Raw genomic sequence first — 18,851 nt, 5'->3', positions numbered from 1 at the left:
GGTGTGAACCAGTACACGCTGCCGCCGTGCGCCACCGCGCCACGGCGACAGCGCCGTACGGCACTCCTGCCCCTTGTTGTGAGGAACCGGTCGTGGCTTCTGGTAACGCGCAGCCTTCAGGTCTCATGAGTCCCCGAGTCATGGCCCAGCGCCCGCAGCCCCAGACCGATACCGATGGCGTCCGCCGCTTCGCCTACGAGCTCCCCGCCCTCACGTCGTCGGTCGCACGCGCCCGCCGGCTCGCGGAGGAACGCCTCATCCTCTGGGGCTGCGGCCCCGACATCCGCGACACGGTGGCCCTGGTCGTCTCCGAACTCGTCACCAACGCCGTGGTGCACACCGCCAGCGACCGGTTCATATGCGAGCTGCGCGAGGGCGAGGACACGCTACGGATAGCCGTGCGCGACGAGGGCGGCCCGGCGGACCCTCGGATACGCGACTGCGGCGAGGACGAACGCGGCCGCGGACTCCTCATCGTCGACGCGCTGTGCACCGCCTGGGGCGCCGACCGCACCGGACACGGAACGGCCCAGGTCGTCTGGGCGGAACTGGCCCACGGCATGGGGGAAACGTGCTGAGGTCGATGGCCACCCGCATGATCCCGCTGCTCCCCGGGACCCGCAGGTCCCCCTCCGGCGAACGCGTACCGGAACCCCGCCGCTCCGCCGAACTCCGCCCCGGCACCCCGGGCGCCACCGGCTCCGCCCACCCCCGCGAACTGGGCGCCATCCGCCTCGCCGTCCCCGTCGGGCTGCACACCGGACTCGGCTGCGACGCCGTCGGCGTCCCCGCCCGCTTCGGCTTCAAGATCCTCTCCCGCCTCCCCGCCAAGGGCTGCGTCTACGCCGATTCCGACTGGTGGTGGTGGCTGGTCCCGGCCGGCTCCGACCAGGACGTCACCTGGCCCCTGCCCGCCTGCTACGCGCGTGGCGCCGAGATCCCGGACCGCCGGCCTCGCCTCATCCACCACCCCGACGGCACCTCCCCCTACACGCCGCCGATCCCCCTCTACCTGCTCGTCTGCCAGCTGACGGGCATCGCGCCGTCCTGGACGGGACCGCCGGTGAGCAGCGCACGCTGACCCGCAGGGCCGTACCCGGCCACACCCGGGCGCACACGTTCGGTGACGGCACGAGGTCGGACGATCCCCGCCCCGCGTGGCCCCTGAACACATAGGGTCGGGAACATGTTCACCCCGCAGGGTCCCAGCCTCCGCGAGCTGACCGTCCAGGCCCTCTCCTCCGTCGAGCACGGCTACGACCTGCTCGCGAACAAGTTCGACGCGACGCCCTTCCGCACCTCCGAACGCCTCCTGACCGCCGTCACCCACACCCTGGAGACCCTCGGCCCCTTCGACTCGGGCCTCGACGTCTGCTGCGGCACCGGCGCCGGCCTTGGCGTCCTCCGCTCGGTGTGCGCGGGCCCGATCACCGGCGTCGACTTCAGTACGGGCATGCTGACCCGGGCCCGCGAGGCCCACCCCACGGCCGGCCTGGTCCGCGCCGACGCCCAGGCCCTGCCCTTCGCACCGGTCTTCGACCTGGCGGTCAGCTTCGGCGCCTTCGGCCACTTCCTGCCGGACGAGCAGCGCACCCTGTTCGCCCAGGTCCACGCCTCCCTGCGCCCCGGCGGCACGTTCGCCTTCCCCATCGGAGCCCCGCCCCCGGTCGGCTCCCGCCTCTACTGGATCCTGTGGGGCTTCGACGCCACGATGCGCGTCCGGAACGCGGTCTGGCGCCCACCGTTCGTCATGTACTACCGCACCTTCCGGCTCGGCGACGTCCGCGCCCGCCTGGAGGAAGCGGGCTTCGAGGTCGCCTTCATGTCCGTCGACGCCCTGGGCACCCGCGAGGACGGAAGCCCACGCTGCCGCCTGGTGGTGGCGCGCAAGAAGGAGGAACCGCTGCCCGGCTTCGCCTCTCCGGGAACCGCCGCGCGGCTCAGGCCTTCTTGACCACGCTGGACTTGAGCTGCATGGCGCCGAAGCCGTCGATCCTGCAGTCGATGTCGTGTCCGTCGACGCCGTCGACCAGGCGGATGTTGCGCACCTTGGTGCCCGCCTTGATCCCGGAGGGGTTGCCCTTGACCTTGAGGGCCTTGACGACGGTCACCGTGTCGCCGTCGTTCAGCACATTGCCGACGGCGTCCTTGATCACGCGCTCCCCGCCCGCCTCCGCACCTGTGGCGGCGCCGGCACCGTCGGCGGCGGGCACCCACTCGTGACCGCACTCGGGGCACACCACCAGATTGTTCATCTCGTAGGTGTACTCGCTGGAGCACTGGGGGCAGGGAGGAATGTTCTCGATCACTCCCCCAGGATAGGCGGCCCATCCTCATGCCACCCCGGGCCGCCGGGGCACCGCACACAACGCGAAATGCCGGTCGATACGAGATCGACCGGCATTTTCACTGGTGTCCGAGGGGGGACTTGAACCCCCACGCCCGATAAAGGGCACTAGCACCTCAAGCTAGCGCGTCTGCCATTCCGCCACCCGGACAAGGTGTCTGCCGCTGCGGGGTTTCCCTCGCGGCGACAGATGTAACTCTACCAGGGGTTCCAGGTGGCTTTCACCAGCGTTTTCCGTGGTCAGTGGGGTGAAGCCGCCTCATGATCCTTGATCAAGTACGGATTCCCGCGCCCCTGCGCACGGGGTGCCGCCCCTCGCTCACACAGAGTGCGGCGGGACGGGCGTTCGGCGGCCTCGAACCCCCTGGTCGGCGGAGATGCGAGGCCGTCGGACGGGTCAGTGGCCCTTCTCCCGCAGCGAGTGGAGGTGGGCGCTGGACCTGCGGGCGAAGGTCAGCGAGTCGACGGGGTTGTCGTGCTCGGCCTGCCAGTGATGGGCGCTCCGGCCGTGGCGGGTGCGGTTGACCGCCGAGATGAAGCGCCGGTAGTCGATGTCGCCGTCACCGACGTCCGTCATCCGGTAGCCGTAGGGGACGGCGGAGTCGTCCCGGTCGCCGTCCTTCACATGGAAGAGCGGATAGCGGTCGGGCTGGTCGAGGACGTAGTCGAGCGGGTCGAACGGGGCGGGGGTGCCGTCCGGACGGACCGAGTAGCGGTACTGGCCGACGTACGCCCAGAAGATGTCCATCTCCAGGTGCACCAGGTCGGGGTCGGTCTCGGCGAGGAGGACGTCGTAGAGGCGTACGTCGGGGCGGTCACTGGCGAAGGAGAACTCCTCCGAGTGGTTGTGCTGGTAGAACTTCATGCCGCGCTTCCTCGCCGCGGCGCCGAACCGGTTGAACTCCTCGGCGCACCGCTTCCAGCCGTCGACGGTGGAGCCGTAGCGCCAGGGCCCGGAGGCGGTGCCGATGTGGGGCAGGCCCAGGGCGGCCGCGTCGTCGAGGACGCGGTCGAGGTTCTGGGCGAAGGTGTACGCGGCGGGGTCGCTCGCGTAGTAGCCGACATGGCTGCCGATCGGGCGCAGACCGTGGTCGCGGGTGAGGCGCTTGAGCTGGGCGAGGCTGATGGGGCCGGCGGAGCCCTGGCTGTATCCGGCGTACTCGACCTCGTCGTAGCCGTACTTCCGCAGTTCGGCGAAGACGGCGGCGAAGCCGAGGGTGGCGACCTTGTCGCGCAGCGAGTAGAGCTGGATGCCGAGGCGGCCGGGCGGCAGGACGGGGCGGCCGTGCCCGTGTCCGTGACCGTGGCCCGGCGATGCGGTGGTCTCGGCCGCCGCGGCGGCGGGGGCCGCGGCCCCGAGCAGCGCGGCGGCGGTCGCGCCGGCGGCGACGCCCAGCATGTTCCGCCGGCTGAGCCTGTGGACGAGCTCGGGGTCGTTGGCGGCTTCGGTACGGCGAGTGCGACTCATCTGTGGATAACTCCTTGGTTGTCGGAAAGGCCTGCTTCACTGGATTCAGCTGGAGGGAGCGGAGGGGGTTCCGGAGCGATCCGGAGGCTTCGGAGTGACCGGAGGGATTCGGAGCGATCGGAGGGATTGGGAGCGATCGGAGGGATTCGGTCGGCTGCGCGGGTTCAGGTCGAGGTCTCCGTGACCCCGGCGAGCCTGAGCAGCAGGTTCTTCACATCGGTGGCCGCGACACGGCCGTCAAGGGCGCGGGGGGTGGAGCACAGGATGAGCGGACCTTCGTCGTCGCTCGCGGGGAGGCGGCCATGGCTGCCGCGAAGAGGTGAGGGGTCGAGAGGGACGACCGCGAGCCGGTACCGCATACCGAGCTTCTTGCGGGCGATCTCCCTGGCGGCCTTGATCCGCACGTAGGGGTCGAGCGGGTCCATGAGGAGTTCGGCGGGGTCGTAACCGGGCTTGCGGTGGATCTCGACGAGCTGCGCGAAGTCGGGGGCGCGGGCGTCGTCGAGCCAGTAGTAGTACGTGAACCAGGCGTCGAGCTCGGCGAGGGCGACCAGTTCCCCCGAGCGCGGATGGTCCAGGCCGTGTTCCTTCTTGCCGTCGTCGTCGAGGAGCCGTTCCAGACCGGGGAGGCCGGCGAGGGCTTCCCGGACGGCCGGCAGGTCGGTGGGCCGCTTGACGTAGACGTGGGCGATCTGGTGGTCGGCGACGGCGAACGCCCGGGAGGTCATGGGGTCCAGGTACTCCATGCCGTCCTGGGTGTGGACCTCCAGGAGGCCGGCGCGTCGCAGGGCGCGGTTGATGTCGACGGGACGCTCGACCCGGGTGATGCCGTACTCGGAGAGGACCACGACCGTACGGCCCTCGGCCCGCGCCTCCGCGAGGAGCGGCGCGAGGACGGTGTCGAGCGCGGCCGCGGCCCGGAAGGAGCGCGGGTCGTCGGGGCCGAAGCGCTGGAGGTCGTAGTCCAGGTGCGGGACGTAGCAGAGGGCGAGGTCGGGACGGCGGGTGCGAAGGATGTGACGGGTGGCGTCGACGATCCAGCGGCTGGAGACGAGGTCGGCGCCGGGGCCCCAGAAGTGGAAGAGGGGGAAGGTGCCGAACTTCTCGGTGAGTTCGTCGTGCAGGGCCGGGGGCCGGGTGTAGCAGTCGGGTTCCTTGCGTCCGTCGGCGTAGTAGACGGGGCGGGGGGTGACGGTGATGTCGGTGTCGGCACCCATCGCGTACCACCAGCAGATGTTGGCGACGGTGTAGTCGGGGTGGGTGCGGCGGGCGGCGTCCCAAAGGCGGTCGCCGGAGACGAGACCGTTGTGCTGGCGCCACAGCAGGACGTCACCGAGGTCGCGGAAGTACCAGCCGTTGCCGACGATGCCGTGCTCGGCGGGGAGGGTGCCGGTGAGGAAGGTGGTCTGGGCGGCGCAGGTGACGGCGGGCAGCACGGTGGACAGCGGGGCTTGGGAGCCGCTGCGGGCGAGGGCGGCCAGGTGAGGCATGTGCGGCAGGAGTCGTGGGGTGAGACCGACGACGTCGAGAACCAGGAGGGGGGTGGGTGCGGGTGTGGCAGCGGATGCGTGGGGGGCTGCGGGCGCGGGGTCGCTCATGGCAGTTCCTTGAGGCCGAGGTCGGTCAGCAGGTCGCGGGCCAGGGTCAGTTCGGCGGCGATGCCGTCGGCGAGCCGGGCCCTGGTGCGGGGGCGGCTCTCGGGCGGAAGGGCCTGCCAGGTGTACGTCTCGACCTCCAGGTGGTGGGTGCGCGGGTGCGGGCCTCCGACGAGGAGGGCGAGGGCGTCCTGGAGGACGGGGAGCGTGGAGCTCAGCGGAGGGGCGGGGGGAGCGTGCAGGGGGACGTGGAAGTGGGCGCGCCAGGGGGTCGCGTCGGGAAGACCGTGGGCGGTCGTGACGTGGTGGTCGGAGGTGGCGAGCGCCTCGGGGAGGTCGTCGGTGCCTCGGAGGCCGGCGGCGGTTCTGGTGCGGGTCTGGTGGAGGAAGCGGGGCTCGGCGAACGCGGCGAGCGCCGCCCTGACCTCGGGGAGGTGCGGGTGTTCCGCGTGGAGCGCGGCGGAGAGCTGCGCCTTGGGCACGGCGATGCCGGCGGCGGCGAGCGAGTCCAGGGCGGTGCGCGGGTCCTCGAAGGAGGTCGCGAGATGACAGGTGTCGACGCAGACGCCGATGCGGGGGTTCGGTACGGCGCTCGACGCGGAGCTCGGGTCCGGTGCGGAGCTCGGCTCGGGGCTCGTGCCTGGCGCGGGGCTCGGGTTCGGTGCGGCGGTGAGCGCGGCGACGGCGTCGGCGACGGTCTCGACGATGCAGCCGGGCTCCGGTTCGAGCCCGATGCGGATGCTCCGCCCGGTGAGTTCCTCCAGGGCGTCGAGCCGTCCGGCGAGCGTCGCCAGGGCCGTGCGGGCGGTGGTGGCGGCCTCGGCGTCGAAGGGGGTGCGCCAGGCGAGGGGCAGGGTGGAGACGGACCCTTCGGTGACGTCCTCGGGGAGCAGCGCGGCGAGGAGCCGGGCGAGGTCGGTGGTGTGGGCGAGACGATCGGGGTGGGTCCAGTCGGGCTGGTAGACGCGGTACTTGACCTCGTCGGCGCCGAACCCCTCGTACGGGAAGCCGTTCAGGGTGACCACTTCGAGGCCGCGGCGGTCGAGTTCGGCGCGCAGGGCGCGGAGCGAGGCCGGGTCGGTGGTCAGCGAGCGGGCGGCGTCCCGGGCGAGCCAGAGGCCGATGCCGAGGCGGTCACGGCCGAGGCGGCGGCGGACCGGCTCGCAGTGGTCGCGGAGCTGGGCGAGGACGCCGTCGAGGGTCTCGGCCGGGTGCACGTTGGTGCAGTAGGCGAGGTGGACGGTGGAGCCGTCGGGGTGCCGGAAGCGCATGGGGACGCCTCATTCCCCGCCACGGAGAACGGAGTTGCCCTCGTGCAGGTCCGGCGGGGTGGGGAGGTCCAGGTGGAGACGTCCGCTGAGCCCGTAGAAGGCGACGGGGTTGCGCCAGAGGACCTGGTCGACGTCGTCGTCGGTGAAACCGGCGCCGAGCATCGCCCGGGCGACGGCGCGGGTCTTGAGGGGGTCGCTACGGCCCCAGTCGGCGGCCGAGTTCACCAGAACGCGGTCGGTTCCGTACTCCTTGAGGATCGCGACCGTCCGGTCCTCGTCCATCTTGGTGTCGGGATAGACGGAGAAGCCGAGCCAGGCGCCACTGTCGGCGGCCTCCTTGACGGTCGTCTCGTTGAGGTGGTCGAGGAGGACGCGGTCCAGGGGGAGCGCGGACTCGCGCACGACGTCGACGGTACGGCGCAGGCCGGTGAGCTTGTCGCGGTGCGGGGTGTGGACGAGCGCCGGCAGGCCGTGGTCGGCGGCGAGCTGGAGCTGGGCGGCGAGCGCGGTGTCCTCGGCGGGTGTCAGGGAGTCGTAGCCGATCTCGCCGACGGCGACGACACCGTCCTTGGCGAGATACCGGGGCAGGTCGTCGAGGACGGGGACGCAGCGGGGGTCGTTGGCCTCCTTCGGGTTGAGGGCGAGGGCGCAGTGGTGGGCGATGCCGTACTGGGCGGCACGGAAGGGCTCCCAGCCCAGGAGGGAGTCGAAGTAGTCGAGGAAGGAAGCGGGCGAGGTGCGCGGCTGGCCGAGCCAGAAGGACGGTTCGACGAGGGCGCGGACACCGGCGTCGTACATCGCCCGGTAGTCGTCCGTGGTGCGCGAGGTCATGTGGATGTGCGGGTCGAAGATGCGCATCAGGACTCCTCGGTGGGGGCGGTGAGGGCGAGGACGCGGGTCAGATCGGCGGGGACGTCGCGGCCGGCGGCGGTGCGTTCGGCGGCGTGGTCGACGAGCATCCGGGCGAGTTCGCCGTCACCGGCGGCGCGTTCGGCGAGTCCGGCGACGGCGGTGACGGGGACGTCGGTGAAGAGACATTTGAGGAGGGCGTGCCGCCAGGCGTGGGGGGTGAGGTGGGTGGTGGCGTAGGGGCCGACGGCGGCGGCGATCAGGGTGGTGTCGTGGGTGCGGAGGGCGTCCTCGACGAGAGGAACGGCCTCGGGGCCGGTGACGAGGGCGGGGAGGGCCAGGAGGACCGCGCGGCGCTCGGCTGCGGCGCCGTGCCGGTAGAGACGGGTGAGGGTGTCGGGGTCGGCGCCGGCGGCCCGGAGGAGAAGGGTGCGGGCCTCGTCCGCGTGCTCGCGCCCGCAGTGCCGGCCCGCGGCGACGAAGCGCTCCTCCCACCCGGGAGCTCGGGCCTCGGCCTCGGCGAGGGCGGAGTCCAGCCAGGTACGGGCGGCGGCGGTGACAGTCAGCATGTCGGGGCCTCCCGGCGCAGGAAGGAGAGGGAGGTGCGGGCGAGTTCGGGGCCGGCGTGGGAGTGGCGGGGCAGCTCGACGACGGTCAGCCCGGGGTAGCCGGTGGCGGTGAGTTCGGCGAGGGCGGTGAGGACCGGCGGGAAGTCGATCTCACCGTCGCCGAACGGCAGGTGCTCGTGCACACCGCGGCGCATGTCCTCGATCTGGATGTGGTGCACCCAGGGCGCGGCCGCGCGCAGGCAGTCGGCGGGAGGGAGGGGTTCGAGGCACTGGCAGTGGCCGATGTCGAGGGTGAGGCCGAGGACGGCGGGCGGGGGGTCGCCGAGGAGTCCGCGCAGGTGGTGGAAGTCGTCCAGGGTGGCGAGGAGGTGGCCGGGTTCGGGTTCGACGGCCAGGGGGACACGGGCGGCTTCCGCGGCCTCCAGGACAGGGGTGAGCGAGGAGGCGAGCCGCTTCCATGCCACGTCCGGCGGGGTGTCGACCGCTGGGACGCCGCTGAAGCAGTGCACGGCGTGCGCGCCGAGGTCGGAGGCGACCCGAACGGCCCGCAGCAGGAGCCGGACCCGGGCGGCACGGTCCTCGGGGTCCGGGTCGAGCAGGGACGGTCCGTGCTTGCGGCGCGGGTCGAGGACGTAACGGGCACCGGTCTCGACGGTCACACCGAGCCCCAGCTGGCCGAGACGCCGGGCGACCTGGGCGGTGCGGGCGGCCAGGTCGGGGGCGAGGGGGTCGAGGTGCATGTGGTCGAGGGTCAGCCCGACCCCGTCGTAGCCGAGATCGGCGAGGAGCCCGAGGGCGTCGTCGAGCCGCAGATCGGTGAGGCCGTTGGTGCCGTAGCCGAGCCGAGGGCGGCCCGAGGAGCGCGGAGAGGAGTGCGGAGCCGAGTGGGAGGAGGCGGGAGCGGTGACCTGAGTGGCGGATCCGGCACGGGAAGGAGCCGGCCGGCGGGAGGCGGGACGGGCGGTACTCATGTGGGGCTCACCTTCCGGGCGAGGGCGCGCGCGGCCGGGACCAGGCCGAGCAGTGCGAGCGCGGTCCCCGGCGCCCCGGCGCGGGCGGCCAGCGCGGCCTGCAGCGGGATGGTGGCCCGGATCCCCCCGCCGACGGCCCGCTCGGTGAGCGCCGCGGACGGGTTGAGCGCGGCGTGGAGGAGGAGGGTGGCCGGGGTACGGGCGTAGGCCAGGGCGAGGAGGGGGGCGAGACCACGGGAGGGGAGGGGCCGGCGGGAGGGAGACGGCCAGGAGGACGGGAGGGGCCGGCGGGAGGGGAGGGTGGGGTGGGGGGCGGGGGCGGGGGGCACGGAGGGGGAGGAGACGGTGGTGTCGGGCCGCGCGCCGAGCACCTCGCCCGATGCCGCCCCGGCCACCGCCAGGGTGACGGCGAGTGCGGCGAGCGGGGTGCGGGTGGAGCCGCCCTGGGTCTCGTGGCGGGAGACGGCGGTGACGGCGTAGGTGTGCGCCCCGAGCAGGGCGGCGGACGGCAGGGCGTGGACGGCGCGGCGGCGGTGGGGTCCGCCCTTCTCGCCCGTCGAGGCCGTCGCGCCCAGGAGGAGGTCGAGGGCTCGGGCCGTGGCCATGGTGGCGGGGCCCGCCGGGGTGTGTTTCAGGCCGAGGTCGTAGGCCCAGACCGTGGCGGCGAGGGCGGTGGCGACCGCGAGGGGCGGGCGCCCCGCGCGGGAGGCCAGTGCAAGTCCGGCCGCCGTCAGGGCCGCCGAGGCCGCGAGGGCGGCGCTCGGGGCGATACGGCCGGAGGGCAGCGGGCGGTGGGGGCGTTCGGCGGCGTCCTCGGCCCGGTCGGCCCAGTCGTTGAGGGCCATTCCCGCCTCGTACAGGCAGAGGGAGGCGCCGATCGCGCAGAGCGTGCCCCGGCCGGGGCGGGCCCCGGCCGCCGCCGCGCCCGCGAGGGCGTCCCCGGGCACCGAGAACAGTGCCGATACGCGGAGGAGTTCCGCCCAGGCCTGTGCCCGACCGGTATGCCGCCGGGTCATCGGACCGTCCCCGTCCCCGCGTCCCCCGTACTCGCGTCCTCCGTACCCGTGCCCTCGGTACCCGTATCGCCCGCACCCGTAGCACCCGTACCCGCGTCCCCCGTGTCCGGGCGGTCGCCCAGCGTGCGGCCGAAGGTCAGCAGGCGGTCGTACTGCTCCGCCAGTGAGGCCGGTGGGGTGCCTTCCGGGTCCTTGAAGTAGAAGGCGAGGTCCTCCAAGGGACCCGTGAGGCCCTTCTCGTGGGCGCGGGCCGTGAGGCGTGCCAGGTCGAGGACGAGGGGGGCCGCGAGGGCCGAGTCGCAGCCCTGCCAGAGGGTCTGGAGGATCATGCGGGTGCCGAGGAAACCGTCGAAGGCGATGTGGTCCCAGGCGGTCTTCCACTCCCCCATCGCGGGGACGTCGTCGATGTGGACCTGGCCTTCGACGCCGGGGCCGAGGGTGTCGGTGAGGACGCGTTCCTTCCCGGCGTTCTTGGCGGCCGCGGCGGCCGGGTCGGCGAGGGCGGCACCGTCGCCGCCGCCCAGGAGGTTGCTGCCGGACCAGGCGCGTACGGTCAGGGCCCGCTGACGGAACATCGGGGCGAGTACGGCGCGGAGCAGGGTCTGGCCGGTCTTGCCGTCGCGGCCCGCGTGCGGCAGTCGGCTCGCGGCGAGCGGGGCGGCGAGGGCGGGGTGGCGCAGGCCCGTGGACGGGGTGAAGTTGACGTACGGGCATCCGGCGCGCAGTGCGGCGGCGGCGTACAGGGTGCTGGGTGGGAGCCCGACGCCCCCCGACGCCGGCTCCGTGGATGCCACATTGACGACCACGACGCGGTCCAGGCCAATGCGTCGGCGGAAGTCCGTCAGGTCGTGGGTGAAGGCGGTGATGAGTTGTTCGTGGGTGCGGGTGTCGCCGGGGGCGGGGCCGCCCGGGCGGATCTCGCGGTCGGCGGCTTCGAGCTCGCGGGTGACGGTCCGGGTGAGGCCGTACGGGAGGACTCCGGCGGTGGTGAGTTGTTCGGCGCGTTTGGGGAGCGGGCAGTCGGTGGTGTCGTGGCCGCCGAAGACGAGGGAGGCGAGTGGGGGCAGTCCGGCGTCGGCGAGTTCGGGGGTTTCGGTGGCCATGCCGGTGGGTGGGTGGAGTCCGGCGACGAGAGCGGCGCAGCCGACCATGGTGGTGGTGGCGACGGAGCCTCTCGCGCCTATGAGCCAGATTCCGGTGCGGGGTGCGTGGGTCATGGCGTCGGCCTCCCTGCTCGTCCAGCGGAAAGAGGGGTTGGGGGGTGGTGACGGTGGGCGGGGGGTACGGCGCCGCCCCGCCCACCGTCGTCCGGGGGCTCCCGTCAGCTGGGCGCGGGAGCCGGTCGGGGGAGCTCCGTCAGGAGGGGAGTTCCTTGAGGCGGATGTCGCGGAAGGCGGCCTGGTCTGCGGCTCCGTGGTTCTGGATGCCGATGTGGCCGCTGGTGAGGCTGCGGGCGGGGTCGGTGTTGGTGAAGTCGTTGATCTTGATGCCGTTGAGGAAGACCTGGAGGCGTTCGCCCTGGACGCGGATCTCGTACGTGTTCCACTGGCCGGGCGGGCGGAGGGCCAGGTCGCGGGCCTTGAGGTTGGCGGACTTGAAGCCGTAGACGGCTCCGGTGGTGCGGTCGGCGGCGTCGGTGGCGTCGATCTGGATCTCGTAGCCGTTGTTCACGGCGGACCAGGGGTCGTCACTGGCGGGGAAGCCGACGAAGATGCCGGAGTTGGAGTCGCCGGTGAGTTTCCAGTCGAGGGTGAGGGAGTAGGACCGGAGTTCCTTGGCCTGGTTCCAGAGCATGCCCATGCCGCCGGTGGAGTGGAGTTCGCGGTCGGTGATGTCGAAGCCGCCGGGTCCGGCCTGCTTCCAGCCTTCGTGGGTCTCGCCGTTGAAGAGGTCGCGGTAGCCGGTCTGGGGCCGGCAGTCGGCCTTGACCTGGCCGGTGGCGTAGCGGAGGCCGCCCAGCAGGTGTTGGCGGAAGGCGGGTTCGGTGTACGACTCCTTGGTGTGGCCGCCTCCGGTGTAGAAGGAGCGGCCGCCGCCGTAGGTCTGGCACCAGGCGATGGGGTGGTCGCCCTTCATGGTGCCGCCCTGGTAGGTGGTCTCGTCGAGGGTGGCGAGGACGCGTGCCTGGTCGCGGGGGTTGGTGCGGTAGTTGTACCACTCGTCGGTGCGCTGCCAGGGTCCGTCGATGTGGGCGGTGGCGGGGTGGGTGTGGTCTTCGGCGCGGACGGTGGCGGGCTGGATCTGGGGGTGGGACTGGAAGTAGGCGCCGACGAGTCCGCCGTAGAAGCTCCAGTCGTATTCGGTGTCGGCCGCGGCGTGGATGCCCATGTAGCCGCCGCCGGTGGAGACGTAGTTCTCGAAGGCCTTCTGCTGGTCGGCGTCGAGGACGTCGCCGGTGGTGGAGAGGAAGACGACGGCGTCGTAGCGGGCGAGGTTGTTGGTGGTGAACTGGCGGGGTTCCTCGGTGCTGTCGATGACGATGTCGCTGTCGGCGCCGAGTTCCTTGAGGGCGGTGATGCCGGTGCCGATGGAGTCGTGGCGGAAGCCGGCGGTCTTGGAGAAGACCAGGACCCGCTTGGCGTTGCGGTTCGCGGGGGCGCTGGAGAACGTGAAGTCGTCGAGGTCGTAGAGGGCGCCGGTGCCGCCCTTGAAGACGAGGAAGAGTTCGGTGGTCTTGCGGGGCAGGTTCCGCAGGGGTACGTCGATGTCCTGGAAGGTCTCCCAGCTCCCGGTGACGGGGACGGGTGCGGAGCCGTGGAGGGGGCCGGTGGGTGAGCCGGTGCGGACTTCGAGGAAGCCGCCGTTGCCGCCGGAGGAGATGCGGGCGGTGAGCTTGGTGGCTCCGGTGACGTTGTAGGGCTTGAAGGAGATCCAGTCGCCGTCGTTGATGTCGCCGACGGTGCGGCCGCCGTTGGCCTGGGTCTTGTCGAAGAGGTTGACGCCGTTCTGGGCGTCGAAGTGCTCGGCCTGGCGGTGGCGGGGCTGGAGTTTGGCCTGGTCGTGGGTGGTGAGGGCGGCTTGGCCGCCGCCTCCGCCGTCGGTGTACTCGGCGTCGAAGACGGCGAAGATGTTGGCGTCGTCGTCGTGGCCGCCGTCGGCGGAGGTCTTGATGGTGCCGGTGCAGCCGTTGGCGGTGGTGACGGGGTGGCCGTGGCTGTCGTGGCCGAGGACGTAGGTGACCTTTATCTTGGCGCAGTCGATGGTGCCGTCTTCGGGGTCGGTGACCTTGACCTTGAAGGGGATGTCGTCGCCGAAGGAGAAGAGGGCTCCTTCTGCGGGGAGTTCGAGGGTGACCTTGGGGGCGGTGTTGCCGACGACGACGTGGACGGAGGCGGAGCCGGTGCGGCCGCTCGCGTCCTTTGCCGTCACGGTCGCCGTGTAGGTGCCGTTCTTGCGATACGTGTAGGTGGGGTTGGCGGCTGTGGACGTGCCGCCGTCGCCGAAGTCCCAGGTGTAGGTGAGGGTGTCGCCGTCGCCGTCGGTGGTGCCGGCGGAGGAGAAGGCGACCTTCAGCGGGGCGGTGCCGGAGGTCTTGTTCGCGCCGGCCTCGGCGACCGGGGAGCGTCCGCCGGTGGCGTTCTCGATGCGGTAGAGGCCGGAGTTGTGGTCGCCGCCGAACCAGGCGGTGCCGTAGTCGAGGACGTAGAGGGCTCCGTCGGGCCCGAAGGCCATGTCCATGATCTGGGTGCCGGTCCAGGGGACGTCGTTGATGGAGGCGACGGTGCCGTTGGCGTCCTGGTCGATGCGCTTGATCCAGCGGCGGCCGAACTCGCCGGCGAAGAAGTCGCCGTCGTACGCCTCGGGGAACTTCACCGGGGACGTGTTGGCGGGGTCGTAGCGGTAGACGGGGCCGCCCATGGGTGATTCGGAGCCGGTGCCGAACTCGGGTACGGAGCCGCCGTTGTAGGGGATCCAGGCGGGTTGGGCGGGCGGGAGGTCGACGAGTCCGGTGTTGTACGGGGAGTCGTTCTTGAGGGCGGCGCAGTCGTAGCCGGCGCCGGAGGTCTTGGTCGCGAAGTCGTAGTCGACGTAGGGGTCGTTGTTGCCGGTGCAGAAGGGCCAGCCGAAGTTGCCGGGCTTGGTGATCCGGGCGAACTCGACCTGTCCGGCGGGGCCTCGCTTGGGGTCGGCGGCGCCGGCGTCGGGACCGTAGTCGCCGACGTAGAGGACGCCGGTGGCCTTGTCGACGCTGAAGCGGAAGGGGTTGCGGAAGCCCATGGCGTAGATCTCGGGCCGGGTCTTGGCGGTGCCGGGGGCGAAGAGGTTGCCTTCGGGGACGGTGTAGGTGCCGTCGTCGGCGACCTTGATGCGGAGGATCTTGCCGCGGAGGTCGTTGGTGTTGCCGGAGGTGCGGCGGGCGTCGAACGCGGGGTTGCGGCCGGGGCGTTCGTCGATGGGGGTGAAGCCGTCGGAGGCGAAGGGGTTGGAGTCGTCGCCGGTCGAGAGGTAGAGGTTGCCCTGGGCGTCGAAGTCGATGTCGCCGCCGACGTGGCAGCAGATCCCGCGGGTGGCGGGGATGTCGATGACCTTCTTCTCGCTGGCGTTGTCGAGGGTGCCGTCGGCTCTCAGGGTGAAGCGGGAGAGGCGGTTGACGCCGTCGTACTTCGCGAAGTCGGCGGCGGTGCCGTTCTCGGGGGCGTCGCCTGCGGGGGTGTCGAGGGGTGGGGCGTAGTAGAGGTAGATGGCCTTGGTGCGGGCGAAGTCCGGGTCGAGGCCGATGCCCTGGAGGCCTTCCTCGTCGTGGGAGTAGACGGGGACGGTGCCGATGACGGTGGTGTTGCCGGCGGCGTCGGTGCGGCGGAGTTCGCCGTTGCGGGAGGTGTGGAGGACGCTGCGGTCCGGGAGTACGGCGAGGGACATGGGTTCGCCGACCTCCTCGCCGCCCTTGGCGAGGGTGATCTGCTGGAATTCCTCGGCGGCCGAGTCGGCGGGGGTGGCGGGGGTGGGGGCTTCGGGTTCGGCGGCGAGGCCCTGGGGGGCGCCGAGGGCGAGCAGTCCGATGGTGAGCAGGGCGAGCGACTTCCTGGGGCGGAGTCGTTTTCTGTGCACGGGTGTCCTCCGGAGTAGGGCCGGGTGTGCGGGTTGTCCGGGGACCGGCGTGCGCCGTCACGCTGGTCACATCACGCTGTTACGCCATGTACACATCAGGGACCGTAGTCGGGTTCGTCCACCACGGAAAGCCCTTGTGCAGCAGTGCGGTCGAACTTCTCCCCGTGAGAGGACAAAGGCTCTCGCGGGCAGCGCGGACCGGCCGGGCGGCACCTCGCCGCCAGGCGCGGACCTGCGCTTTCACCTCAGTCGGCGGTCCCGAAGGCCGCGTCGAAGGAGGCCGAAGGGGGGTCGAAGTCGTACCGCTTGAGGAAGGACAGCGCCTCGGGGGCGCCGGTCAGCCGGTCCATGCCGGCGTCCTCCCACTCCACGGAGACGGGCCCGGCGTAGCCGATGGAGCGGAGCATCCGGAAGACGTCCTCCCAGGGCACGTCGCCGTGTCCCGCGGAGACGAAGTCCCAGCCGCGCCGGGGGTCGCCCCAGGGCAGATGGGAGCCGAGCCGGCCGCTCCGGCCGTCGAGCCGCTTGCGGGCCTCCTTGCAGTCCACGTGGTAGATCCGGTCGCGGAAGTCCCACAGGAAGCCGACGGGGTCGAGGTCCTGCCACACGAAGTGGCTGGGGTCGAAGTTGAGGCCGAAGGCGGGACGCCGGTCGACGGCGTCCAGGGCCCGCTGGGTGGTCCAGTAGTCGTAGGCGATCTCGCTGGGGTGGACCTCGTGGGCGAAGCGGACGCCCTCGGCGTCGAAGACGTCGAGGATCGGGTTCCACCGTTCCGCGAAGTCCTCGAAGCCGCGCTCGACCATGCGCTCGGGGACCGGCGGGAACATCGCCACCAGATGCCAGATGGAGGAGCCGGTGAAGCCGATGACGGTGTCGACGCCGAGCGCGGCCGCGGCCCGCGCGGTGTCCGCGAGCTCGCGGGCGGCCCGCTGCCGCACTCCTTCGGCGTCGCCGTCGCCCCAGATCCGGGCGGGCACGATCGCCTGGTGGCGCTCGTCGATGGGATGGTCGCACACGGCCTGTCCCACCAGGTGGTTGGAGATCGCCCAGCACTTCAGGCCGTACGCGTCGAGCAGTTCGCGCCTGCCCTTGACGTACGCCGGGTCGGCGAGAGCCTTGTCGACCTCGAAGTGGTCGCCCCAGCAGGCGAGTTCCAGGCCGTCGTAGCCGAAGTCGCGGGCGAGCCGGCAGACCTCCTCCAGGGGCAGGTCGGCCCACTGGCCGGTGAAGAGCGTGAAGGGTCGTGGCACGGTCGGGCGCCTCCTAGCTCGGTACGGATGTGTCGGCGTGCGGGTCGGCGTGCGGGTCGGCGGATCCTTCGGCCGACGTGTGGACCGGGATGCCGACCGGGGTGTAGACCGCGTTGCTCCGGGCGCTCTCCTCCACCGCGGCCAGGACCCGCTGGACCTGGAGGCCGTCGGCGAAGGAGGGCGCCGGGGCGATGCCGCTCGCGACGGCGTGAACCAGGTCGCGGGCCTGGTGGGCGAAGGTGTGCTCGTAGCCGAGCGCGTGCCCGGGTGGCCACCAGCCCTCCAGGTACGGGTGGTCGGGTTCGGTCACGAGGATGCGGCGGAAGCCCGCCGAGACCGCCGGTTCGGTGTGGTCGTGGAAGGACAGTTCGTTGAGCCGCTCCAGGTCGAAGGCGAGCGAGCCGCGCTCCCCGTTGATCTCGAGCCGCAGCGCGTTCTTGCGGCCCGCGGCCATCCGGGTGGCCTCGAAGGAGGCGAGCGCGCCGGAGGCGAGCCGCCCGGTGAACAGGGCCGCGTCGTCGACGGTGACCTGCCCGTACGCCTCCGATCCCGCTCCCCCGGCGAGACCGCCCGCGGCGACGCCCGCGAGCAGCGGACGCTTCCGTACGAAGGTCTCGGTGAGCGCCGAGACGCCGACGAGCGGCTCCCCCGCCAGGTACTGGGCGAGGTCGACGGCGTGCGCCCCCAGGTCTCCGAGCGCGCCGGAACCGGCGTGTTCGCGTTCCAGGCGCCAGGTGAGCGGGAAGGCGGGGTCGACCAGCCAGTCCTGGAGGTAGGTGACACGGACGTGCCGCAGGGTGCCGAGCCGGCCGTCCGCGATGAGCTGCCGGGCGTACGAAAGGGCGGGCACCCGGCGGTAGTTGAAGCCGACCATGGCGATCTGCCCCCGGGCGGTGGCCGCTTCGGCGGCCGCGGCCATGGTCTCGGCCTCGGCGACCGAGTTGGCGAGCGGCTTCTCGCACAGCACGTGCTTGCCGGCCTCCAGGGCGGCGACGGCGATCTCCGCATGGCTGTCGCCCGGGGTGCAGACGTCGACGAGCTGGACGTCGTCGCGGGCGATCAGGGCGCGCCAGTCGGTTTCGGCGGCGGCCCAGCCGTGCCGTCGGGCGGCGGCCCGGACGGCGGTGGCGTCACGGCCCGCGACGGCGGCGAGGACGGGTCGCAGCGGCAGGTCGAAGACGCGGCCCGCGGTGCGCCAGCCCTGCGAGTGGGCGGCTCCCATGAACGCGTAGCCGACCATGCCGATGCCGAGCGTCGGCGGTGCGGCCCCGCTCTCCGTCTGTTCCATACGGTTCCTCCGTTTCGTGGTGCGGCGAGTTGCTGCTCCCCGGGGGCGGTCGGGCCGCCGGGGACCGGTCCGGACGGACGGCCCCGGTGCGGGCCGCCCGGGTGCGGACCGCCCGGGTCCGGGCCGGTCAGCTGAAGCCGGTGGGCAGGTACTCGTCGACGTTCTCCTTGGTGACGACGGCCGAGTAGAGGGTGATCGAGGCGGGGATCTCCAGCTCGGACATGCCGCCGACGCCCTTCTTCTGGCCGAGGGCGCGGGCGAGGTCGATCGCGGAGGCGGCCATGGTCGGCGGGTAGAGGACGGTGGCCTTGAGGACTCCGGTGTCGGCCTTGATGGCGTCCATGGCGGACTTGGCGCCGGCGCCGCCGACCATGAGGAAGTCCTTGCGGCCGGCCTGGGCGACGGCCCGCAGCGCGCCGACCCCCTGGTCGTCGTCGTGGTTCCACAGGGCGTCGAACTTCGACTGGGCCTGGAGGAGTTGGGCCATCTTCGCCTGCCCCGACTCGACGGTGAAGTCGGCGGCCTGGCGGGCGACCTTGCGGATGTTGGGGTAGTTCTTGAGGGCGTCGTCGAAGCCCTGGGTGCGCTGCTTGGTGAGTTCGAGGCTGTCCATGCCGGCGAGTTCGACGACGGTGGCGTTCGGCTTGTCCTTGAGCTGTTCGCCGATGAAGTTGCCGGCGTTGAGGCCCATGCCGTAGTTGTCGCCGCCGATCCAGCAGCGGTAGGCCTGCGGGGAGGCGAAGATCCGGTCGAGGTTGATGACGGGGATGCCGGCCTTCATGGCCTGGAGGCCGATCTGGGTGAGGGCCTTGCCGTCGGCGGGGAGGATGACGAGGACGTCGACCTTCTTGTTGATGAGGGTCTGGACCTGGCCGATCTGGGTGGCGGTGTCGTTGGAGCCCTCGGTGATCTCCAGGGTGACGTCGGAGTACTTCTTCGCGCGCCGCTCGGCGTTGTCGTTGATGGCGTTGAGCCAGCCGTGGTCGGCCTGCGGGCCGGCGAAGCCGATGGTGACGGGGGTGCCGGGCTTGTCGTCGGCGGCCGGCGCGGCGCTCCCGACGGGCGACTGGTTCTTCGGCTCGTTGCTCGTACAGGCCGTGAGCAGGGCGCCGGCGGAGACGGCCGCGCCGCCGAGGAGAAGGTGTCTGCGGCTGGTTTCGGGCATGGCGGTGGATCCC

General features: G+C 72.1%; 16 protein-coding genes and 1 tRNA gene. 3 read left to right on the top strand and 14 right to left on the bottom strand.

From position 1 onward, the window contains the following. The first annotated feature begins 125 nt into the window (after positions 1–125). From E0F75_RS27065 to E0F75_RS27055, 3 genes are all read left to right on the top strand, one after another. Positions 126–578 carry an ATP-binding protein gene (locus E0F75_RS27065; RefSeq protein WP_229313524.1) on the top strand — a complete coding sequence of 151 codons (453 nt, stop codon included), beginning with the start codon at positions 126–128 and terminating at the stop codon, positions 576–578. Between the two features lie 5 nt (positions 579–583). After that, positions 584–1,081: a hypothetical protein gene (locus E0F75_RS27060; protein WP_229313522.1), complete on the top strand. Its 498-nt coding sequence runs from the start codon at positions 584–586 to the stop codon at positions 1,079–1,081. Between the two features lie 105 nt (positions 1,082–1,186). Further along, the gene (locus E0F75_RS27055; protein WP_229313521.1) at positions 1,187–1,954 is read left to right on the top strand and encodes a class I SAM-dependent methyltransferase; all 768 of its coding nucleotides are present in this window, start codon (positions 1,187–1,189) and stop codon (positions 1,952–1,954) included. Here the strand turns inward: E0F75_RS27055 and E0F75_RS27050 are convergent. The 14 genes from E0F75_RS27050 to E0F75_RS26985 all read right to left on the bottom strand — a co-directional run bounded on the left by E0F75_RS27050 (position 1,941) and on the right by E0F75_RS26985 (position 18,838). Continuing rightward, positions 1,941–2,309: a zinc ribbon domain-containing protein YjdM gene (locus E0F75_RS27050; RefSeq protein WP_308189610.1), complete on the bottom strand. Its 369-nt coding sequence runs from the start codon at positions 2,307–2,309 to the stop codon at positions 1,941–1,943. The genes E0F75_RS27055 and E0F75_RS27050 overlap by 14 nt on opposite strands. Positions 2,310–2,410: 101 nt before the next feature. Continuing rightward, a tRNA-Leu gene (locus tag E0F75_RS27045) sits at positions 2,411–2,498 on the bottom strand. 246 nt (positions 2,499–2,744) lie between these two features. Beyond that, the gene (locus tag E0F75_RS27040) at positions 2,745–3,815 is read right to left on the bottom strand and encodes a sugar phosphate isomerase/epimerase (protein WP_229313519.1); all 1,071 of its coding nucleotides are present in this window, start codon (positions 3,813–3,815) and stop codon (positions 2,745–2,747) included. A gap of 164 nt (positions 3,816–3,979) precedes the next feature. After that, positions 3,980–5,413, bottom strand: coding sequence for a nucleotide pyrophosphatase/phosphodiesterase family protein (locus E0F75_RS27035; RefSeq protein ID WP_229313517.1), 1,434 nt, complete (start codon positions 5,411–5,413; stop codon positions 3,980–3,982). Next, a complete protein-coding gene (gene eboE, locus E0F75_RS27030) occupies positions 5,410–6,681 on the bottom strand; it encodes a metabolite traffic protein EboE (RefSeq protein ID WP_229313515.1) in 1,272 nt (423 codons plus the stop codon). The genes E0F75_RS27035 and eboE overlap by 4 nt, the downstream gene beginning before the upstream one ends. Positions 6,682–6,690: 9 nt before the next feature. Beyond that, entirely contained in the window at positions 6,691–7,539 is an 849-nt protein-coding gene (locus E0F75_RS27025; RefSeq protein WP_229313513.1) for a TatD family hydrolase, read from the bottom strand. Beyond that, positions 7,539–8,099 (bottom strand): EboA domain-containing protein, encoded by a 561-nt coding sequence (locus tag E0F75_RS27020; protein ID WP_229313511.1) that lies wholly within the window; start codon positions 8,097–8,099, stop codon positions 7,539–7,541. The genes E0F75_RS27025 and E0F75_RS27020 overlap by 1 nt, the downstream gene beginning before the upstream one ends. Further along, positions 8,093–9,070, bottom strand: a complete 978-nt coding sequence (locus tag E0F75_RS27015; protein ID WP_229313509.1) for a sugar phosphate isomerase/epimerase — start codon at positions 9,068–9,070, stop codon at positions 8,093–8,095. Before E0F75_RS27015 ends, E0F75_RS27020 begins: the two co-directional genes overlap by 7 nt. After that, on the bottom strand, positions 9,067–10,086 hold the full coding sequence (locus E0F75_RS27010) for an SCO3242 family prenyltransferase (protein WP_229313507.1): 1,020 nt from the start codon (positions 10,084–10,086) through the stop codon (positions 9,067–9,069). The genes E0F75_RS27015 and E0F75_RS27010 overlap by 4 nt, the downstream gene beginning before the upstream one ends. Beyond that, positions 10,083–11,303: an inositol-3-phosphate synthase gene (locus tag E0F75_RS27005; RefSeq protein ID WP_229313505.1), complete on the bottom strand. Its 1,221-nt coding sequence runs from the start codon at positions 11,301–11,303 to the stop codon at positions 10,083–10,085. Before E0F75_RS27005 ends, E0F75_RS27010 begins: the two co-directional genes overlap by 4 nt. Before the next feature lie 139 nt (positions 11,304–11,442). Then, positions 11,443–15,135 carry a ThuA domain-containing protein gene (locus tag E0F75_RS27000; protein ID WP_229313503.1) on the bottom strand — a complete coding sequence of 1,231 codons (3,693 nt, stop codon included), beginning with the start codon at positions 15,133–15,135 and terminating at the stop codon, positions 11,443–11,445. A 245-nt stretch (positions 15,136–15,380) separates the two neighbouring features. Beyond that, a complete protein-coding gene (locus tag E0F75_RS26995) occupies positions 15,381–16,385 on the bottom strand; it encodes a sugar phosphate isomerase/epimerase (protein ID WP_229313502.1) in 1,005 nt (334 codons plus the stop codon). Between the two features lie 13 nt (positions 16,386–16,398). Continuing rightward, entirely contained in the window at positions 16,399–17,673 is a 1,275-nt protein-coding gene (locus E0F75_RS26990; protein ID WP_229313499.1) for a Gfo/Idh/MocA family protein, read from the bottom strand. A gap of 127 nt (positions 17,674–17,800) precedes the next feature. After that, the gene (locus tag E0F75_RS26985) at positions 17,801–18,838 is read right to left on the bottom strand and encodes a substrate-binding domain-containing protein (protein ID WP_073904221.1); all 1,038 of its coding nucleotides are present in this window, start codon (positions 18,836–18,838) and stop codon (positions 17,801–17,803) included. Positions 18,839–18,851: the final 13 nt, after the last annotated feature.

Source organism: Streptomyces sp. CB02980, assembly GCF_014451325.2.
In the GTDB taxonomy this organism is placed as follows: Bacteria; Actinomycetota; Actinomycetes; order Streptomycetales; family Streptomycetaceae; genus Streptomyces.
The sequence above is the reverse complement of the archived record's forward strand: the minus strand, read 5'-3'. Positions and strand labels throughout refer to the sequence as shown.

What these genes read in the sequence shown, in the direction of transcription:
- E0F75_RS27065 (WP_229313524.1), top strand. Translation starts at nt 126, where the DNA reads ATGAGTCCCCGAGTCATGGCCCAGCGCCCGCAGCCCCAGACCGATACC.
- E0F75_RS27060 (WP_229313522.1), top strand. Translation starts at nt 584, where the DNA reads ATGGCCACCCGCATGATCCCGCTGCTCCCCGGGACCCGCAGGTCCCCC.
- E0F75_RS27055 (WP_229313521.1), top strand. Translation starts at nt 1,187, where the DNA reads ATGTTCACCCCGCAGGGTCCCAGCCTCCGCGAGCTGACCGTCCAGGCC.
- E0F75_RS27040 (WP_229313519.1), bottom strand. Translation starts at nt 3,815, where the DNA reads ATGAGTCGCACTCGCCGTACCGAAGCCGCCAACGACCCCGAGCTCGTC.
- E0F75_RS27035 (WP_229313517.1), bottom strand. Translation starts at nt 5,413, where the DNA reads ATGAGCGACCCCGCGCCCGCAGCCCCCCACGCATCCGCTGCCACACCC.
- eboE (WP_229313515.1), bottom strand. Translation starts at nt 6,681, where the DNA reads ATGCGCTTCCGGCACCCCGACGGCTCCACCGTCCACCTCGCCTACTGC.
- E0F75_RS27025 (WP_229313513.1), bottom strand. Translation starts at nt 7,539, where the DNA reads ATGCGCATCTTCGACCCGCACATCCACATGACCTCGCGCACCACGGAC.
- E0F75_RS27020 (WP_229313511.1), bottom strand. Translation starts at nt 8,099, where the DNA reads ATGCTGACTGTCACCGCCGCCGCCCGTACCTGGCTGGACTCCGCCCTC.
- E0F75_RS27015 (WP_229313509.1), bottom strand. Translation starts at nt 9,070, where the DNA reads ATGAGTACCGCCCGTCCCGCCTCCCGCCGGCCGGCTCCTTCCCGTGCC.
- E0F75_RS27010 (WP_229313507.1), bottom strand. Translation starts at nt 10,086, where the DNA reads ATGACCCGGCGGCATACCGGTCGGGCACAGGCCTGGGCGGAACTCCTC.
- E0F75_RS27005 (WP_229313505.1), bottom strand. Translation starts at nt 11,303, where the DNA reads ATGACCCACGCACCCCGCACCGGAATCTGGCTCATAGGCGCGAGAGGC.
- E0F75_RS26990 (WP_229313499.1), bottom strand. Translation starts at nt 17,673, where the DNA reads ATGGAACAGACGGAGAGCGGGGCCGCACCGCCGACGCTCGGCATCGGC.
- E0F75_RS26985 (WP_073904221.1), bottom strand. Translation starts at nt 18,838, where the DNA reads ATGCCCGAAACCAGCCGCAGACACCTTCTCCTCGGCGGCGCGGCCGTC.